Origin of the sequence: Ramlibacter sp. AN1015 (assembly GCF_037726105.1) — a bacterium.
GTDB lineage: Bacteria > Pseudomonadota > Gammaproteobacteria > Burkholderiales > Burkholderiaceae_C > Ramlibacter.
Map to the genome: position 1 here is coordinate 1 of NZ_JBBJUM010000007.1, position 17,746 is coordinate 17,746.

Here is a 17,746-nt window from a genome sequence, read left to right on the forward strand (position 1 = left end):
CTCGAGGGACAAGTCGAGCATGTCGGCGGGGTAGCCGGTCTTCTCGGACACGACGGCCAGCAGGGTCTGGCGAAGGGCTGTAGCGTCGATGGCTGGCGTCGTGGCCGCTGCCGACGCAGGCGCCTCAGCCGCCGGCGGTGCGATGGTCGCGACGGGCGCTGTCGCAGGGGGCGCGGGTGCATCGGTGTGCATGAACGCCAGCACGTCGCCGAGGGTGTTGAGCGCGGCCAGCTGCGAGGGCGCGACCTCGGGCAGGCCGGGCATGCGTTCGCGGAAGGCCGAGAGAATTTCGACGCGTTTGATCGAATCGATGCCCAGGCCGGCTTCGAGTTCGAGGGACAGATCGAGCATGTCGGCGGGGTAGCCGGTCTTCTCAGACACCACGGCCAGCAGCGCATCGCGAAGCGCGGAGCTTCCGGTGCGGCTGCCGGTATCGGCGGGCAGTGCGGCTGGCTGCGGGCTGACCGCTGGCGCAGGCGCCTCCTGGCTAGGTGCCTGCACTGCCTGCACCGTTTGCACCGTTTTCACTGCCTGGCTCGCTCGTCTGGCCTGCGAGTCGGCCTGCAACTGCGCCATCCATTGCTGAACCTCCATGTCGGCGGCGGCGGCCGCCGATGCATGGGGGGCCGTGCTCGATGGCGCGCTGACCGGGACCGGCACTGGGTGGGCCCCGGACGGATTAGTGCCCGGTGCGGGCGGATAGGGCCGGCCGTAGTTGCATCCCAGGATGGGAAAGGCCAGCGCCGGCTTCTTCTGCAGCCGGGGGTCGGACGGCGCTGCGTAGTCCCGCCACAGCTCGGCCGGCTGCATGGCGATGCCGGCGGCTGCGAGCTTGGCCAGGGCGTGGCACAACGTCAGCACACCATCGGTGCCCATGCGATCCAGGCTCGCAACCACGCATGGGCGCCCACCGATCGTCTGCTCGACGAAGCCCGACAGCGGACTGCGTGGACCCACTTCCAGAAAGACGCGCACGCCGGCCGCGTACATGTTTTCGACCTGCTCGCTGAAGCGCACGGGTGCGGCGAGCTGCTGGGCCAGTTGCCTGCGGATCGATTCGGCAGAGGTCGGGTAGGGTTGCCCGGTCGTGTTGGCGTACACGGGAAAGGTGGGCGGGCGCACGTCGATGCCGGCCAGGAACTGCGCCAAGGGCTCGACCGCGGCTTGTACCAGCGGTGAATGGAAGGCGGTGCTCACTGGCAGGCGCTTGAATTCGAGCGAGCTGGACAGGAGCCAGCGCTCGAGCTGCTCGATCGCGGACAAGGCGCCCGAGAACACGAGCTGTGAAGGCGCGTTGCGGTTGGCGGCGACCACGGCGAAGCCGCAGGCCCTGACCTGCTGTTCCAGGTCCTGCGGGCCGCCCATCACCGCCGTCATCGCGCCGGGCACCGTGGCTGCCGCGGCCATCAGCTCGCCGCGACGGCGCGCCACGCGCAGCAGATCGCCCTTGGACAACGAGCCGGCCGCCGCGAGCGCGGTGAACTCGCCGAAGCTATGGCCCGCCACCGCGCTGGGCGTGATGCCAACTTGCTCGAGGAGCGCGAGCTGTGCAAGTTGAACCGCGCCGATGCCGGGTTGCGCCCACTCGGTATTCGTGAGCGTTCGCTTCTGGCTTGCACGAGAGCCCTCGTCGAACACGGGGGGCGGAAAGACGACCTCGTGCAGCGGCACGGGTCCGAGCGTCAGGTCGGCGCAGCGGTCCCACACCTTTCGTGCGGCATCGAAGCTCATGGCCAGGTCGCGACCCATGTCGACGTACTGGCTGCCTTGGCCCGAAAAGACCAGCCCGAGCGATCCGACTGCGGGCCCGACGCCGTAGTGAACAGCGCCACCGGGCAGGGCAAACGGCTGCTGCGGCTGCATGGCGATGCGGTTCAGGGCCGTGGCCATGGTCGCGGCGGCGTCCTGCGGCGTGACGACCAAAGCCAGTCGGTGCGCGCCTCCTTGCCAGGCCCGCAGGCTCTCGTGGGCGGTGAAGGCCGCGACCGATTCGCTAAGGTCGAGCGCACGGCATCGATCGATCAGCTCGCTGGCCGAGTTCGCGGCCACCAGGAGCAACTCGTGCTCGTGCGTGCGCAGGCGTGGCCGGCGCGGCGCTGCGCCGGTGTATTCCTCCAGCGCCACGTGGTAGTTGGAGCCGCCGAAGCCGAAGGAGCTGACCGAGGCTCGCCGGGGGTGGTCGGATCCGCGAACCCACGGCCGGGCTCGGGTGTTCAGGTAGAAGGGGCTGTCGGCGACGTTCAGGCCCGGATTGGGCTCATCGACCTTGATCGTCGGCGGCAGCACCTTGTGGTGCAAGGCCATGACGGCCTTGAACAGGCCGGCGCTGCCGGCGGCTGCCTTGGTGTGACCGATCTGCGACTTGACGGACCCCAGCGCGCACCAGCGCCTGGCCTGGGCGCCGGCATCACCGAACACGCGGGCCAGGCCCTGGAATTCGGCCAGGTCGCCGGCGCGCGTGCCCGTGCCGTGTGCCTCCAGCAGTTCGACCGTTTCTGGGCCGAAGCCGGCGGTGTCGTAGGTGCGGCGAATCGCCTTGGCCTGGCCTGCGGCCACGGGGGCGTAGATGCTCTTCGATTGGCCGTCGGAGGAGGTGCCCAGTGCGCGGATCACGGCGTAGATGCGGTCGCCATCGCGCTCGGCATCCTGCAGGCGCTTGAGCGCCAGCATGCCCAGGCCTTCGCCGAGGATGGTGCCGTCGGCCGATGCGGAGAAGGGGCGGCAGTCGCCCGTGGGCGAGAGCGCGGGTGTCTTGCTGAAGCAGGCGTACATCAGCGGGTCATTGAGCGTGTCCACCCCGCCCGTGATGACCAGGTCGCTGTGGCCGCTTTCGAGCTCGAGCAAGGCCAGGTGCAGGGCCGCCAGCGAGCTGGCGCAGGCGGCATCGATCACGCAGTTGGTGCCCGCGAGGTCGAACCGGTTGGCGATTCGCCCGGCCACCACGTTGCCCAGCATCCCGGGGAAGGAGTTCTCGGTCCACGGCACGTACTGGTCGGAGATCCGGTCGCAGATCGCCTGAACCTGTGCCTCGTCGAAGCCGTGCTTGCGCAGTGCGTCGGCCCAGACGGGACGCTGCATGCGGGCGCTCAGTTCGGTCACCAGTTCGGTGGCCGACGCCACCCCGAGCACGACGCTCATGCGACTGCGGTCCATCTTCGCGAACTGGCTGCCGGCGGCGTCCTCGAGAACCTGTTTGGCCACGAGCAGCGCCAGCAGCTGCGCCGTGTCGGTCGATGGGAGGGTGGTCGGCGGGATCGCGAACTCCATGGGATTGAAGTCCACCGCCTTGAGGAAAGCCCCGCGCTTGGCGTAGACCTTGTCCGCGGCTGACGGGTTCGGATCGTAGTAGTCGTCGATCAGCCAGTGGCTCGGGGGCACCTCCGTGACGAGGTCCTTGCCGGCGAGGATGTCCCGCCAGAAGCCCAGCTTGTCGGCAGAGCCCGGGAACAGTGCGCTGGCGCCCACGACTGCGACGGGTATGGACGCACGCGCTGATTTCGAGTTGGCGTTCGACATGGACATGGACATTGAAAACCTCCGAAAAAAGGATGCCCCGCCGCCGCGTGGTGGCGGCAGAACACTGAGGGAAACGGGTGAGTGAGGGGGTCAGGCCCCTGGCGGCGCGGAGCGTGGAATCGAGGGGGGCGAGCCGCGCGCAGCAAACATGCCGTGCCGATGGCGTGGAGAAGTCAGTCCGGTGGGCACAAGGCTCTCCCGATGGCTGGTACGGCTGTTCTATCGCTCCCTGGCTCAGGTGTTCGGGGTATCGATCCCCGCTACGACCTGTAACCTATTCTGCACATCAGCACAGCTTCACGCAAGCTTTAGATTTATGTATGTGTTAGCGCCACACCATGAAGGTTGCTTGCGCTGTAGAGGAGAGCGGCAAAGGGTCTGCATCGCGCGACCCGCGTTCCGGTGATGCCTGTCCATTGCGCCGGCGGCCGGCGAGGGACAACTTGCATGACGAAACGCTTGCCAGGGGGATTCATCGCCTGGCTGCAGCGGCCGTTGCCGCGCGGAATCGGCTTGTGGTGGCATGCGACGCCGCGTCGCCGGAAAGAGCCGTCTGCGGTCTGCCGATCAACGGGTCACCACACCTGGCGGCTCGATGGTTCATTGCTGGGGAGAGCGGGACCTTTGGTCCTGTGCCTGCATGGCTGGGAAGGAAGCGCGCAGCGATTCGCAGGCTTGGTACGCCACCTCGTCGCATGCGGGTTGCGCGTGTGAGCGTTGGATGCGCAGGCGCGTGGCGAGTCACCTGGCAGTAGCGCCACGCCGCTGGACCTGCTGGAAGGCTTTCCGATGTGTTCAGTCGGTTCGGCCACGGGAGTGGTCAGACGGTCGATCCGTGCTTTGGCGGGGACGTCTGTCTTCTCGTCAGCTGCCCGCCCTGGTGCCGAACCCGTGCTGCCAAGCCGGGGTGGCCGAAGGCGCGGGCGCCTTGGCGAAGTGTCGGCGCACCAGCTCCCAGGAATACTCCAGCGTCTTGCCGTGCGAGTTGCCGGACAGGTATTCGCCGGTGTAATAGGTGGCATTGCGCCCCTGCAGCTGCTCGAACTGATCGTAGGCGCCCCGCGCCACGTCCTCGATGCCGATATGCGTGTTGAACTGTGGCCAGAACACCTTGTCGATCCACTGGATGTCGTGGGCGCCAAAGACGTTCTTGAGACGGTTCGCCGCGTTGTCGAGTGCGACTTCGATCCCCTCCACGCTCCCGTGGCCGACGAGACCGCCATAAAGGCGCAGGGCGTCCTTGCCGCTGCCTTCCACCAGTGCGTTGCATGCGAACAAGCTGAGCGATGGTGGTGCATCGGCGTACTCGGCCTGGTCGGTGAAGAGATAGCCTGCGGCTGGCTCAGGAATTCCCCGCGCCAGGAAAGCCACCCGCCAGGTCGGCCGATTGCACCGAGCCATGTGATAGAGGGCTCGTTCATGGGCATCGGCATCCATCACCGGCGCCAGACTGTTGGGAGGACAAGCGATGATCAGTCGATCGAAGTGATGGGATTGGCCATTGCAGGTCAGATGCACGCCTGCACTGTCCCGGCGAATGGCGGTGATGTTGGCGTGCGTCACCACATTCAAGCGCTTTGCCAGCCGGATCAGGACCTCTTGGTAGCCTTCGCGCACGGGGTGATATAGGCCCTTTCCATAGACTCGAGGCGGCTTGAGCGCGAAGACCAGATCCTTGAGCGCCTGCACCATGGACCGCTCGGACGCGGCGTGCTCATGCTGTCCGCCGCACGCTACCCCGCTGGCCTGGGCCAGCAGTAGCGGGCGAATGAGCTTGAAGTCACACGCGTCCATCCACTCGGACACTGACATACGCAGAAATTTGGGGGGCAGGCCATGGGAAAACCCCGGCTTTGCCAGCTTCCTCATGCGAAACACCCAGGGTGCCAGCCGGGCGATGTCGCGCAAGAAAACCAGTTGCTTGCTCCAGGGCTGGCCAGTGTGGGGATGGCTTACGAAATCGGCCACGTATTTGCGTTGGCGCTCGTTGTAGAGACGAAGGCGGATCGGCTGGCCAACGCGGTGACCTTCGCCGAGATCGACCCCGAAGTGCAGCCCCAGTTCTTCGATCAGTCGGACCAACTGCCTTGAGCTGGAAGGTTGCAAACTGCCCATGTCATAGGGGATGCGCCGGCCGTCTCCGGGCTCGTAATAGCGCGTGAGCGCCATGCCACCTACACGGGCCTGCCGCTCGAAGACGGTCACATCCTGCCAGCCGTGACGGCGCAGACCTTCGGCTGCGTACAGGCCGGACGGGCCGGCGCCAATGATGGCAATGCGAGGTTGTGAATGTGTCATAAGTGCTCGTTCAGACCGTCGGTTGGTAGAGGCCACTCGCCGCGCCGTACATCTCTGCGGATCGCGGAATTCAATGAATACCCGAGTACTCACCTTGGCCTCAGACTACTCAGCCGTACAGGAATTTGCAAGCATTTTGTAGTCGTTCTCCGGACGTGGTGTACGTCATGTCCGCGACCCCCAGCTGGTCGAGCGCGTCGGCGCAGAACCACGCGTGCGCGCATCCTCCCGGTTAGCACCGCGTCGCCGATCGCCGGGGCAGTGGACGCACGACCGCGCGAGTCGTAGGTGCCGCTGTGCGACACGGCCAACACCCGGCACATCGCGCGCACGCTCACCCGCTGACGCCGGCATGGTTTGCATTCACCAGTTCGCAGACGGCGTGGACGTCTTGTCGTGCCCGGCGGCGAACCAGGCCCCAGCCTTTACCGGCATGTCGCGCTCCTGCTCGACCTGCCGCAGTTCGCGGCGCAGCCGCCCCAGTCGCTCGCGCTCGGCCGTCGTCAGGCTCTGCTTGCCAGGCATCGGCGTTCGCTGTCACTCGCGCTCTGCGCGATCTGGGTCGTGATGCTCTGCGCACTCGGGCCGAACTCCCGAGACAGCTCCGCCGGCGTGCAGTCAACGCGCGCCAGTTCAAGGATTCTGACGAAGCTCCGCCGGGTGCGGCGGCCTTGATTCGGGCATCTCGGACTCCGCTGATGTGAACAGGATGGCGTCCGTGAAGGGGCAACTTCAGGAGGAGCCTGCCGGTGCCTTGGCGTGGAACGCAGTGCGGCCTACCGAGCGTCGCGATTCCCGAGCGCCTGACATGTTCGATCCGCCAACCGCCATCATCGCGCTCGCGCTCACCCCTCGCGCCGCAGCGCCGGGAACAGGATCACGTCGCGGATGCTCGGGCTGTCGGTGAGCAGCATGACCAGGCGGTCGATGCCGATGCCGCATCCGCCCGCAGGGGGCATGCCGTACTCGAGCGCCCGCACGAAATCGTGGTCGAAATACATGGCTTCGTGGTCGCCGGCATCCTTGGCATCGACCTGCGCGGCGAAGCGCGCGGCCTGGTCCTCGGCGTCGTTCAGCTCGGAGAACCCGTTGCCGAACTCGCGGCCCGTGATGTACAGCTCGAAGCGTTCGGTGACCTCCGGGCGCTGGTCGTTGGCGCGCGCGAGCGGCGAGATCTCGGTGGGATGCTCCATGATGAAGGTGGGCTGCCAGAGCTTGTCCTCGACCGTCTCCTCGAAGTACATCACCTGCAGGCTTGCGAGCGAGCGGCTCGCGAGGCGGTCCTTCTCCTCCGAGAAGCCAAGCGCGCGCAGCGCGGCAACCAGCCACGCACGGTCGCCGGCGCCGTCGCCCGCGTCGGTGTGGCGGGCGATGGCCTCACGGATCGTGAGCCGCTCGAAAGGCCGTGACAGGTCCACCGGCTTGCCGGCGTAGGAGAGCTGCAGCGAGCCGGTGGCCTTCTGGGCGGCGTCGCGCACCAGGGCCTCGGTGAAATCCATCAGGTCGCGGTAGTTCCAGTAGGCCGCGTAGAACTCCATCATCGTGAACTCGGGGTTGTGGCGTACCGAGATGCCTTCATTGCGGAAGTTGCGGTTGATCTCGAACACCCGATCGAAACCGCCGACGAGCAGGCGCTTGAGGTACAGCTCGGGCGCGATGCGCAGGAACATTTCCTGGTCCAGCGCGTTGTGGTGCGTGACGAAGGGGCGCGCGTTGGCACCGCCGGGGATGGGGTGGAGCATCGGTGTCTCCACCTCGAGGAAGCCGTGGGCCACCATGAATTCGCGCAGGCTGGTGACGGCCCTGCTGCGCGCGATGAAGCGCTTGCGCGCGTCTTCGTCGGTCATCAGGTCGATGTAGCGTTGGCGGTACTTGAGCTCCTGGTCGCTGATGCCGTGGAACTTGTCGGGCATCGGACGCAGGCTCTTGGTGAGCAGGCGGATGCGCGTGGCCTGCACGGTCAGCTCGCCGGTGCGAGTCTTGAAGAGGGTGCCCTCGCAGGCCACGATGTCGCCCAGGTCCCAGTGCTTGAAGGCGGCGTAGCTCTCCTCGCCCACCTGGTCACGCGCCACGTACACCTGCAGCCGCCCCGAGGCGTCCTGCAGCGTCGCGAAGCTGGCCTTGCCCATGACCCGCTTGAGCATCATGCGTCCCGCGATGCTGGCCCCGATGGCCTGCGCTTCGAGCGCCGCTACGTCCTTGTCCCCATGCGCGGCCACCAGGCCAGCCGCCTGGTCGGCGGGCTTGAAGTCGTTAGGAAAAGCAACCGGGCCGCCTTGCTTCTGCACCTCGCGCAAGGCCTTGAGCTTTTCGCGGCGTTCGGCGATCAGCTGGTTCTCGTCGGTTGCGGCTGGGGCGGCTGGGGTGTTGTCGGACATCGTGGAAGGGCAGAAGGAAGCGGATGGAAGGAATGCGGGTGGCGCGCAGCCAAACCGGGGATTCTAGGTTTTTGCCGAGCCTCGGCCAGCGTGCGCCTCGAACCCGGATCTGTGGTGGCGGGGATGGGCCCGCGCGCGCCGCTGTCCGCCAGTCGGCTGGGCGCGACGCAGTCCCGCGCCGGGCCAGCGCCGCCGTCCTCTCGGTGCCCGCTCGGCAGCCGGGGCGGAACGGACACTTTCGCTGCCGCAGCGCGCGCGGCGTGGCGATCTGCTCTCAGGCGATCCGCATCTTGGTCAGCAGGTCTCCCACCAGCTCCAGCCGCACGAGTGGGTTATCCAGGTCCATCAGGCGGTGCTTCAACTGCAAGGGCAGCGGCAGCAGTTCGCACCAGCGGTTGGCAACCCAGCCCGCATCGTCGAGGTGCCAGGGTGCACGCACCGGCGGCTCCTCGCCGGCAGGCAGCTTGGCGGGCAAGGACTGCAGTACCTTGCGAAGCGCCCGCGCCGCATCTTCCAGGTCGGGCGGCACCGGCACGGGAACGTCGTCGGGCAGGCAGTCCACGTCGGCGATCCAGAGGCCGTGCTTGAGGCGCTGGCTGGCGGAGATGCGAAAGCGCTGCCCGCCCAGCGCGCGGATCATCATCAGTCCCGGCTGGGGAGTCGCAAGCGATTCGATGGTGGCCAGGGTCCCCACCGGCGCAAAGCCTTCCTGTTCGGCGCCGGGCTGCCGCACCTCGTGGCCGTGCGTGAGCGAGACCACCCCGAAGGGCGCACCGGCCTTGTGGCAGCGGTTGACCATGTCGAGGTAGCGCACCTCGAAGACGCGCAGCGGCAGCACGCCGCCGGGAAAGAGCACGGTCCCGAGCGGGAACAGCGGCAGCGACTGCAGGGTGAGGGAGGGCGACACGGGGTGGTCCATTCGGATCGCTATGATCCCACGAGCCTTCAACGCCCGGGTCATGCTGTTCCAAATCCTCTCATTGCTCCTCGATGTCGCAGCTGGCCTGCTGGCGGGCTCCTGCCTGCTGCGCTTGTACATGCAGCGGCAGCGCATTTCGTTCTCCAATCCGATCGGCCGATTCGTGTTCGCGCTTACCGACTGGCTGGTCCTGCCGCTGCGCAAGGTGCTGCCGGCGGTGGGCCGCTGGGACACCGCCAGCCTGGTCGGCGCCTGGCTGATCGAGCTGGCGCAGGTGACGCTGCTGTGGCTGCTGCTGGGCGCCGCGGGGGGGGCGGCCTGGCTGCCGGTGGCGGCCGTGTTCGGGCTGTTGCGGCTGGCGATCTCCGCGCTCACCGTGCTGGTGATCGTCGGGGCGGTGCTGTCGTGGGTGCGCGCCGACTCACCCATGGTCGATCTGGTCGAGCGCCTGTGCGCACCGATCCTGCGGCCGTTCCGTCGCCTGGTGCCGCTGGTCGGGGGTATCGATCTGTCGCCGCTGGTACTGCTGGTGCTGCTCCAGGTGGCGGGGATCGTGCTGGCAGGGGTGCAGGCCAGCGTGATGGCCTGAAGGTCGGCGCAGCCAGGCGCGCCAGTGAGTCCGCCCACATCGGCGCGCCGCCTTGCGAACGCGCCGTGCACGGCGACCACCGGTTGCGCCCGCCGCCCTGGCAGTCGGTCGCCGCGTCGGCGATGGGAGTCAGCTCACCGCATCGGCCGGCTGCCGCTGCAGCATGGCCAAGGCGTTGGCCACGGTCTTGCGCAGCTCGCGCCGGTCGCAAATGAGATCGACCGCTCCCTTCTGCTGCAGGAACTCGGCGCGCTGGAACCCTTCGGGCAGCGTCACGCGCACGGTGGACTCGATGACGCGCGGGCCTGCGAACCCGATCAGCGCCTTCGGCTCGGCGATCACGATGTCACCGACAAAGGCGAAGCCGGCGCTCACGCCGCCCATGGTGGGGTCGGTGAGCACGCTGATGTAGGGCAGCCCCTTCTTGGCCAGCCGCGTGAGCGCGGCGTTGGTCTTGGCCATCTGCATGAGCGAGAGCAGGCCCTCCTGCATGCGAGCGCCGCCGGTGGCGGTGAAGCACACGAAGGGCACCTTCTGCTCGATGGCGGTCTCGACGCCCCGCACGAAGCGCTCGCCGACCACGCTGCCCATGCTGCCGCCCATGAAGTCGAACTCGAAGGCCGCCGCCACCAGGCTGATGCTGTGCACGGCTCCGCCCATGACGATGAGGGCGTCGGTCTCGCCGGTGTTCTCCAGGGCTTCCTTCAGCCGCTCGGGGTAGCGGCGGCTGTCCTTGAACTTGAGCGCGTCGACCGGCAGCACTTCCTGGCCGATCTCGTAGCGGCCCTCGCCGTCGAGGAAGGTGTCGAGCCGCACCCGCGCGCCCATCCGGTGGTGGTGGCTGCAGGTTGGGCAGACGTTTTTGTTCTGTTCGAGGTCGGTCTTGTACAGCACCGATTCGCAGCTCGGACACTTGATCCACAGGCCCTCGGGGACGCTGCGCCGGTCGGCGCGCTCCGAAGCCTGGATCTTGGGGGGGAGGAGTTTTTCGAGCCAGGACATGCGCTTCCTTTCGGGGCTGGATTCTAGTGAGTGCTTACGCGTCCAACGCCTGGCGGATACCGGCGAGGAACTCGGCGGCCACCGGCACGACCTGTGCGGGTGGCTGGCCTTCGATCAACTGGATGAGCCGCGTGCCGATGACGACCGCATCGGCCACGCGCCCGATGGCGCGGGCCGTCTCGGCGTCGCGGATGCCGAAGCCCACGCCCACCGGGATGCGCACCTGTGCGCGGATGCGCGGAAGCATCTGCTCCACTGCCGCCGTGTCGAGGTGTCCGGCGCCGGTGACGCCCTTGAGCGAAACATAGTAGACATAGCCGCTCGCCACCCGCGCCACCTGGCCGATGCGCGCATCGGTGCTGGTGGGCGCGAGCAGGAAGATGAGGTCCATGCCGTGTTCGCGCAGCAGGGCTGCAAACTCTTCGCACTCCTCGGGCGGGTAATCGACGATCAGAAGGCCGTCCACGCCCGCGCTCGCCGCGTCGCGCACGAAGGCGCCGCGGCCGTGGGTCAGGTCGTAGCGCTCGACCGGGTTGGCATAGCCCATGAGCACCACCGGCGTCGTATCGTCGCCGGTGCGGAACTCGCGCACCATCTGCAGCACCTGGGACATGCCGATGCCCAGCGCCAGCGCGCGCTCGCCTGCCTTCTGGATCACGGGACCGTCGGCCATCGGGTCGGAGAACGGCACGCCCAGCTCGATCACGTCGGCTCCGGCGCGGCACATGCCGTGCATCAGCGCCGGAGTGATGTCCGCGTAGGGGAAGCCGGCGGTCACGTAGGGAATGAGCGCGGTGCGCCCCTGGCCCTGAAGGCGCTCGAACGTGCGAGCGATGCGGCTCATGCCTTGAACTCCACGCGCGCATCGCCCTTGACGCTCTGGCCGCGGCAGCTCGGGCGGCAGTAGAAATCGGCGTGGCCCAGGTCGGCCACCGTGCCGATGTCCTTGTCGCCACGCCCCGAGAGGTTCACGAGGATGTGCTGGTCCGGGCGCATGGTGGCGGCCAGTTGGCGCGCATACGCGATGGCGTGGCTCGACTCGAGCGCGGGGATGATGCCTTCGGTGCGGCACAGATAGTGGAAGGACTCGAGCGCCTGCGCGTCGGTGATGCCCACGTACTCGGCGCGTCCGGTGTCCTTCAGCCAGGCGTGCTCCGGGCCGACGCCCGGGTAGTCGAGCCCGGCGCTGACGCTGTGCGTCTCGGTGATCTGGCCGTCCGCGTCCTGCAGGATGTAGGTGCGGTTGCCGTGCAGCACGCCCGGGCTCCCGCGCTGCAGCGATGCCGAGTGCTTGCCGCTCTCCAGGCCTTCGCCAGCCGCCTCGACGCCGATGAGGCGGGTGCCCGCGTGCGGAATGTAGGGGTGGAAGATGCCCATGGCATTGCTGCCGCCGCCCACGCAGGCGATGACGGCGTCGGGCTGGCGCCCGGCAAGGGCCGGCATCTGCTCGAGGCACTCCTTGCCGATCACGCTCTGGAAGTCGCGCACCATCATCGGGTAGGGGTGCGGGCCGGCTACGGTGCCGATGATGTAGAAGGTGTTTTCCACATTGGTGACCCAGTCGCGCATGGCTTCGTTGAGCGCGTCCTTGAGCGTGCGGCTGCCTAGTTCCACCGGCACCACGGTGGCCCCCAGCAGCTTCATGCGGTAGACATTGGGGCTCTGGCGCTTGACGTCTTCCGCGCCCATGTACACCACGCATTCGAGACCGTAGCGGGCGCAGATGGTGGCCGTTGCCACGCCGTGCTGGCCGGCGCCGGTCTCGGCGATCACGCGCGGCTTGCCCATGCGTTTGGCCAGCATGGCCTGGCCGATCACGTTGTTGATCTTGTGCGCGCCGGTGTGGTTGAGGTCCTCGCGCTTGAGGTAGATCTGCGCCCCGCCCGATTCGCGGCTCATGCGCGCTGCGTGGTAGACGGGGGACGGGCGGCCGACGAAGTGCTTGAGCTCGTAGGCGAACTCGGCCTGGAACTCGGGGTCGTTCTGCCAGCGTGCGTAGGCGGTGCGCAACTCGTCGATGGCATGGGTCAGGGTCTCGCTGACGAAGCTGCCGCCGTAGATGCCGAAGTGACCGGCGGCATCCGGATGGGAATAGGTGCTCATGATGGATCTCGGGCCAGGCGCTCGTCGGCCGCGCGAACGGCGGCCACGAACTGTTCAATCTTGCCGGCGTCCTTGATGCCCTTGGCGGACTCGACACCGGAGCTCACGTCAACGGCCAGCGTCCTGCAACGCGGCCGCAGCAAGGCGATGCCATCGCCCACGTTTGCAGGTGTCAACCCACCAGACAAGACGAGGTGAGCGCCGACGTTTGTTGGAATGCGTGACCAATCGAAAGCCTTGCCGGCACCGCCGAACCCATCGACGTGCGCGTCGAGCAGGAGGGCGTGGGCCTGGGAGAAATCGGACGCGAATCTTAGCAAGTCGAAGTGCGCCGCCGCGTCGAGGGGGACGCGCGCGGCCCGCAGGAACGCGCGACCGGCCGCGGCTGCCGCGCACTGCTCGGGGCTCTCATCGCCGTGGAACTGCAGCAGTGCGCCCGGCACCTGTTCGCAGGCCGCGCGCACCTGCTGGGCCGGCGCATCGACGAACAGCAGCACCGGGGTGACGAAAGGTGGCAGCCGCGCCGCGAGCGCCGCGGCGCGCTGGGGGCTGACATGGCGCGGACTCTTCTCGTACAGCACGAAGCCGAGCGCGTCCGCGCCGGCCTGCACGGCTGCATCGACGTCCTGCTCGCGTGTGAGGCCGCAGATCTTGATGCGCGTGCGCTGGGGCACAGGACGGCTCATGGCGGGTGTCGGCGTGGGATAGGGATCGGATGCGAAGGAGCGCGGGCTGCCCCGTCACCAGCCGCTGCGCAACGCCTGCCTCGGCGGCGATCGGGTTGTGCAGGGCAGGGGCGGCAACAGGAATTCGACGCCGCGTCAGGGCAGCCAATCATACGCAGCGCAGCGGCTCGGCAGTCCCCAGGCGGGGTCGTACACCGGCCCGAGGAAGTACAGGCCGTCGGGTGCGAAGGTCGGCGCCGCCGCATCGCGGCTGCGGGCGGCGAGCACGTCGTGCATCCAGGCTGGCGGCTGCTGGCCCTGCCCGACCGCAACGAGGCACCCCATGATGTTGCGGATCATGTGGTGCAGGAAGGCATTCGCCTCGAACTCGAAGCGCCAGTAAGCGCCGCGCCGCGTGATGGTGATGCGCGTCATGGTCTTGACGGGCGTGCGGGCCTGGCAGCCCGACGCCCGGAACGAGCTGAAATCGTGCTCGCCCAGCAGCGCGCTTGCCGCCGCCCGCATGGCATCGCCGTCGAGCGGTCGGAACACCCACCCGCAGCGGCCGGCATCGACACTGGGGCGCACCGGCGATTCGAGCAGGATGTAGGCATAGCGGCGCGCGGTGGCGCTGGCGCGCGCGTGGAAGGCCTTTGGCACCGGCTGCGCCCACTGCACGGCGATGTCGGCCGGCAGGAAGGTGTTGGTGCCGCGCACCCAGGAAAACGCCTCGCGTCGCAGGGCGGTGTCGAAGTGGACCACCTGCATGAGCCCATGGACGCCGGCGTCCGTGCGGCCGGCGCAGACGGTGCTGATGGGCCCGGCGGCAAAGCGCGCGAGGGCCTGCTCCAGCCGGTCCTGGACGGTGTTGCCGGACGGCTGGCTCTGCCATCCGGCATAGCCTTGTCCGCTGTAGCTCAGGCCAAGGGCGATGCGCGCCAGGGCGGGCGCTGCGGCGGATGGTTCGACCGTGATCAACCCAGCTCGGCCAGGAAGCGTTCGGCGCGATCACGCAGCGCCCCCATCGCTTCGGAGCACACTTCCTGCGCAAGGCTGCGCGCGCCGTCGATGTCGCCGATCGCGTGGAACTCCTCGGCCAGCGAGAGCTTGGTTTCCAGCGGGTCGGTCTCGTCGAACGACGTCAGCACGGAATCTCCGAAGCTGAGCTCGGCAGCTTCCTCCGGAAGCTGCGCGCCAAGGGACTGCGTCGGCAGTTCCGCGGCGCTGGGCGCCATTGCTTGCGCGGAAGGCGCGAGCGTGTCGAAGTCCAGGGACAGCCCGTCGAGGTCGAAGCTCAGCGGCGCCGGCTCGGCGGCGGGATGCGCGGACGCAGCGGCCTCGCCGGCGCCCGCGGCCGCCAGGAACTCCATGGTGTTGGACGGGCCGGCATCGGGTGCTGCTTCGGGAAAGCCGGGCAAGGCCAGGTCGAGGTCGGGCAACTCGAAGGCATCGGTCGTCGCGTCCGGTGCCGTGGTCGTGAACGCGGACTCCTCTGCGGACCGTGTGCCGAAGTTCGTCGTCGTGGGAGCCGGGGATTCCGCCTGCGTTGCGGCAGCAGCCTCGTCGAAGGCCGCTGCACTCCGCAGGCTCGGCGTCTCTACGTCTGCGAGGGACGCGAGCCTGGCGTCGATATCGCCGCTCGCGCGGCTGTCCAGCGCAGTGCTGTCGAAGCCGTGGCTTACCTGCGCGAACTCGATGTCGGCGGCGAATTCGTCGCCTGCCTGGCGTGCAACGATGGACGGCTGGTTCTCAGCCATCGACTCATCGCTTGCGGCTGTCGCTGCCGCTGCCATGGCCGCGGCCGCGATCGGCGCCGCATCCGTCGGATCGTCGGCCGGGAAGGAACGGCTGGCGCTGATCGCCTCCTGCAGGAAGTCGAGATCGAGGTCGAGATCGACATCGCTCCCGGGGTCCGGGTCGGCTTGCGCCACAGCGTGGGCTTCGCCTTCGGCGAGGGCGTCGGACGGGCGGGCGTTGCCGTACTCGTAGGCGCGGTCCACGGCCGCCAACGCACTGCCACTCGTGGCTGCAGCCGCAACGGCCGGGGGGAGGTCGGCCGCGCGGCGGTTGCTCGATGCGGGAGCGCGGTCGCTCTGGTAGAGCGGGTTGTCGGGGTCCAGATCCTGGCCGAGGGCGCAGATGCGGCTCCACTCCGCACCTGTCCCGCGGGTGAGTGCGTGTGCTTCGGCAGCCGCCAGTTCGAATGCGTCGCGGTCGCGGCGCTTGGCATGGATTTCCAGCAGCTTCAGGTGAATGGCAATGCGCTGCGGATTGATCCGCAGGGCTTCCTTGAGGATTTCCTCGGCCTGCAGGTCGCGCCCGTACGCCAGGTACACGTCGGCTTCGGCCACGGGATCGACGTCGCCCGCCGCGTCGAGCTGGCTGGGCGAATACACCATCGACGTGCCGGTGACCTGGTTGCTTTCGGCGGTGTCGATGCGCTGGCCACCGCTTGCGCCGAAGAAGGAGTCCGGCTGCAGCCGGCTTTCCAGGAAGGAGCTGTCGACCTGGTGCGTCCTGCGCCGCCTGCGCCGCACGGCCAGGAGACCGAGCAGGAGGGCGAGGGCACCGCCGGCGGCGGCGGGCACGAGCGGGTTTTCGAGGACGTGATCGAGCAGCCCGGAGAAGGCGCTCTGCGCGTCCGCAGCGGCCGGCGATGCCGCCGCTGCGGGGGCGGGAGTGCCCGCGGCAGCCGGGGCGGTCGCGGCGGTGGCCGGTGCGACAGGAGCGGGCGCGGAAGCGCCAGCCGGTGCGGCCTCGGGCGTGGATGCGGCCGCAGCGGCAGCCGGCGCTGCGGCAGCCTCGGCGGATGTCGGCATGGCCGCTGTTGCGGCGCTCAGGGCTGCGGGCGTCGCCATCGTCACGCCCGATTGCGCCGGCGAGCCCGGCACGACAGCGCCGGCGGTCGGAGGCGGACCGCCCGCCGGCACGGTGGGGCCGGCGTTCGCGGTGCTCGCACTCAGGCGGCTGAGCTCGGCGATGTTGCGGTTCAGTTCGGCTACCCGGGCGGCGGTTTCCTGCTCGCTGCGCGCGCGTGCGATGCGCTCCTCGGCTGCGGCATCGGGCGCCGCGCGCCCCTGTACCGCGCCCTTGGACAGGGTGAGCCGGTCGGGGCTGGCATTCGCGGGCGACTTCTCCTGAACTTGCGCCTCGACCCTGCCGGCGGCCGCGCGCGACGCGTCATCGACGGCGGCCGTGGTGGCGATGCCCTGCGCGAGCCGCCGGCGGAATTCGTTGAAGTCGCGGCTGTGGGCCAGCACGACCTGGCGCGCTTCGGCCACGCCGATCTGCTGCGCCTGGCTGGCGGTGGGGAGCTCGAGCACCGAACCGGCCTTGAGCCGGTTCATGTTGCCGTCGATGAAGGCGCGCGGGTTGCTGCGCACCATGGCCGTGAGCATCTGCTCGAGCGAGACGGCGGCGGGGCGCTGGCGGGACGCGATCAGGCCTGCGGTTTCGCCAGGCCGGACGGTCACGCGTTGGGCGGTCTCGGGTGGGGCTGTCAGCGGTTGAGCAGACACGCCCGGGCCGGCGGGCACGGCGGAGGATGCGGCCGCAGCCGAGGCCGGCGCTGCACTGCGCGCTGCGGGTGCGGGTGCGGGTGGGAGTTGGGGCGCAAGCGGGGCGGCGTTGCGCAGATGGGGCGGATCGAGCAGCAGCGTGAACTCGCGCACGATGCGTCCCGACGACCACGTGGCCTCGAGCACCACGTCGATGAAGGGATCGGCGACCGGACGCTCGCTGCTCAGGCGCAGGAAATAGCTGCCGTTGGGGCGCCGCTGCAGCGCCAGCCGGGCTTCGGCCAGCACGGGATGGAACTGCGCACCGATCGAGCGAAAGGCCTCGGGAGAGGCCACCGCTGCGCGCAGGCTCTCAACTTCTTCGGGGGTGATCTGCGGCACCTCGATGTCCGCGCGAAGCGGCTCGCCGAGTGCCGACTGCACGGCCACGCGGCCGAGGGCGAGTGCATTGGCGTCCCATGCCGCCGTGCCCAGCAGCATGGCTGCCGCCAGGGCAACGGCCCGTGTACGCAAGCGCGGCAGGCCGACGGGCACCGGCGAATGGACTGCTCGGAGCGCGGGCAGCTGGGTTCTCATCATGCGGACGATGCCCTCGTGTGGTGGACTTACTACAAAGAAGATAGCACCAACATTCGAAGCCCGACAAGGCAACTCAGGGGGTGCTTGCCAGCCGCCGGGACGGCAGCGTGCCAACTCAGCATTTCATGTTGCCACACGGCAACGGCCTGCAACCGCAGGTTACAGGCCGTTTCACTCCG

At 68.6% G+C, this 17,746-nt stretch carries 12 protein-coding genes; 1 reads left to right on the forward strand and 11 read right to left on the reverse strand.

Annotated elements, in window-relative coordinates; genetic code table 11:
• The 5 genes from WG922_RS12360 to WG922_RS12380 all read right to left on the reverse strand — a co-directional run.
• On the reverse strand, positions 1-3,528 hold a 3,528-nt coding region (locus WG922_RS12360; protein WP_340282950.1), incomplete at its 3' end, for a beta-ketoacyl synthase N-terminal-like domain-containing protein.
• An 852-nt stretch (positions 3,529-4,380) separates the two neighbouring features.
• Positions 4,381-5,814, reverse strand: a complete 1,434-nt coding sequence (locus WG922_RS12365) for an FAD-dependent oxidoreductase (protein ID WP_340282951.1) — start codon at positions 5,812-5,814, stop codon at positions 4,381-4,383.
• A 363-nt stretch (positions 5,815-6,177) separates the two neighbouring features.
• Positions 6,178-6,339, reverse strand: coding sequence for a hypothetical protein (locus tag WG922_RS12370; protein WP_340282953.1), 162 nt, complete (start codon positions 6,337-6,339; stop codon positions 6,178-6,180).
• Positions 6,340-6,659: 320 nt separating this feature from the next.
• Entirely contained in the window at positions 6,660-8,192 is a 1,533-nt protein-coding gene (lysS, locus tag WG922_RS12375) for a lysine--tRNA ligase (protein WP_340282954.1), read from the reverse strand.
• Between the two features lie 274 nt (positions 8,193-8,466).
• Positions 8,467-9,099 (reverse strand): LON peptidase substrate-binding domain-containing protein, encoded by a 633-nt coding sequence (locus WG922_RS12380; protein WP_340282955.1) that lies wholly within the window; start codon positions 9,097-9,099, stop codon positions 8,467-8,469.
• Between the two features lie 52 nt (positions 9,100-9,151).
• Between WG922_RS12380 and WG922_RS12385 the strand changes: the two genes are divergently transcribed.
• On the forward strand, positions 9,152-9,700 hold the full coding sequence (locus WG922_RS12385; RefSeq protein ID WP_340282956.1) for a YggT family protein: 549 nt from the start codon (positions 9,152-9,154) through the stop codon (positions 9,698-9,700).
• 129 nt (positions 9,701-9,829) lie between these two features.
• Here WG922_RS12385 and accD read toward each other — a convergent pair whose 3' ends face one another.
• From accD to WG922_RS12415, 6 genes are all read right to left on the reverse strand, one after another.
• Complete coding sequence (gene accD, locus WG922_RS12390) at positions 9,830-10,702, reverse strand: acetyl-CoA carboxylase, carboxyltransferase subunit beta (RefSeq protein WP_340282957.1); 873 nt, start codon at positions 10,700-10,702, stop codon at positions 9,830-9,832.
• Positions 10,703-10,736: 34 nt separating this feature from the next.
• A complete protein-coding gene (gene trpA, locus WG922_RS12395) occupies positions 10,737-11,546 on the reverse strand; it encodes a tryptophan synthase subunit alpha (protein WP_340282958.1) in 810 nt (269 codons plus the stop codon).
• On the reverse strand, positions 11,543-12,805 hold the full coding sequence (gene trpB, locus WG922_RS12400) for a tryptophan synthase subunit beta (protein WP_340282959.1): 1,263 nt from the start codon (positions 12,803-12,805) through the stop codon (positions 11,543-11,545). The genes trpA and trpB overlap by 4 nt, the downstream gene beginning before the upstream one ends.
• A complete protein-coding gene (locus WG922_RS12405) occupies positions 12,802-13,491 on the reverse strand; it encodes a phosphoribosylanthranilate isomerase (protein ID WP_340282960.1) in 690 nt (229 codons plus the stop codon). Before WG922_RS12405 ends, trpB begins: the two co-directional genes overlap by 4 nt.
• 135 nt (positions 13,492-13,626) lie before the next feature.
• Positions 13,627-14,412 (reverse strand): tRNA pseudouridine(38-40) synthase TruA, encoded by a 786-nt coding sequence (gene truA, locus WG922_RS12410; protein ID WP_340283220.1) that lies wholly within the window; start codon positions 14,410-14,412, stop codon positions 13,627-13,629.
• A gap of 32 nt (positions 14,413-14,444) precedes the next feature.
• On the reverse strand, positions 14,445-17,567 hold the full coding sequence (locus WG922_RS12415) for a FimV/HubP family polar landmark protein (RefSeq protein WP_340282961.1): 3,123 nt from the start codon (positions 17,565-17,567) through the stop codon (positions 14,445-14,447).
• Positions 17,568-17,746 lie beyond the last annotated feature (179 nt).

What these genes read in the sequence shown, in the direction of transcription:
- WG922_RS12365 (WP_340282951.1), bottom strand. Translation starts at nt 5,814, where the DNA reads ATGACACATTCACAACCTCGCATTGCCATCATTGGCGCCGGCCCGTCC.
- WG922_RS12370 (WP_340282953.1), bottom strand. Translation starts at nt 6,339, where the DNA reads ATGCCTGGCAAGCAGAGCCTGACGACGGCCGAGCGCGAGCGACTGGGG.
- lysS (WP_340282954.1), bottom strand. Translation starts at nt 8,192, where the DNA reads ATGTCCGACAACACCCCAGCCGCCCCAGCCGCAACCGACGAGAACCAG.
- WG922_RS12385 (WP_340282956.1), top strand. Translation starts at nt 9,152, where the DNA reads ATGCTGTTCCAAATCCTCTCATTGCTCCTCGATGTCGCAGCTGGCCTG.
- accD (WP_340282957.1), bottom strand. Translation starts at nt 10,702, where the DNA reads ATGTCCTGGCTCGAAAAACTCCTCCCCCCCAAGATCCAGGCTTCGGAG.
- trpA (WP_340282958.1), bottom strand. Translation starts at nt 11,546, where the DNA reads ATGAGCCGCATCGCTCGCACGTTCGAGCGCCTTCAGGGCCAGGGGCGC.
- trpB (WP_340282959.1), bottom strand. Translation starts at nt 12,805, where the DNA reads ATGAGCACCTATTCCCATCCGGATGCCGCCGGTCACTTCGGCATCTAC.
- WG922_RS12405 (WP_340282960.1), bottom strand. Translation starts at nt 13,491, where the DNA reads ATGAGCCGTCCTGTGCCCCAGCGCACGCGCATCAAGATCTGCGGCCTC.
- WG922_RS12415 (WP_340282961.1), bottom strand. Translation starts at nt 17,567, where the DNA reads ATGATGAGAACCCAGCTGCCCGCGCTCCGAGCAGTCCATTCGCCGGTG.